Source organism: Arthrobacter sp. B055-34, from assembly GCF_059090425.1.
On the sequence record NZ_JBNHFQ010000026.1, the window covers coordinates 1 to 707 of the forward strand.

Genomic DNA, 707 nt, shown 5'->3' on the forward strand with positions numbered 1-707 from the left:
GCCGACGCCACCAAAGCCGCACCAATACCGCTGGCAGCAACATCAGCCTTCGCCTCGGGCTTCGGCGCTTCCTCAGCCTTCTCCACCGGGGCAGCAGCCTTCTCGGCGGCTTCCTCAACCACCGGAGCAACTTCCTCGGCCACAGCCTCAACCACGGGCTCCGGCTCTTCAACCACCGGAGCGGCCGTCGAGGTCACACCCGAACGCTCAAGATCCAGCTCAACAGCAGCAGAAGCCTGCACAGCCTCAACCTGCACCCGCGACGGAGCCGCAGCAGCAGCCTGAACCGACGCCTCACGCTCAATATTGGTCGCCTGCGCCGGAACGCCGACAGAAAGAACCAGACCGGACGCGGCAGCAATCACAGCAGCCTGGCGGCCCACGGAACCGGCATTCGAAGAAACAGCCTTGGAAATAGTCTCCAACGGGCTGGTACGGACGGGCACAGCACGGTGGCGGCCCAAAGCAGCAGTGTTCTTAGACACGAGTGATTACCTCTCCCAATGCCTGCGAGGTGAGCTGTCGGGTTCGGATGGGAGTCATCCGGCCATGGGAGCCCCGGCCTCAGCCAAGAACACCCACAACTTAACCCCAAGGGCCTCCAAAGAAGCCCGGAAGTTGGTTCCCCCGCCCCTGCCATGCGAAATCGTTGCGAACGGACCCCGGGAAGTGGCAGAGCTAGGCAATCCACCCGGAGGTGCCAAACC

General features: G+C 63.5%; 1 pseudogene and 1 riboswitch. The pseudogene reads right to left on the reverse strand.

Features of this window, described 5'->3' with window-relative positions:
- Positions 1–485 (reverse strand): annotated as a pseudogene (locus AC5RWO_RS21450) (NlpC/P60 family protein); the annotation flags it as partial.
- A gap of 4 nt (positions 486–489) precedes the next feature.
- A riboswitch (cyclic di-AMP (ydaO/yuaA leader) is annotated at positions 490–687 on the reverse strand.
- Between the last annotated feature and the right edge of the window lie 20 nt (positions 688–707).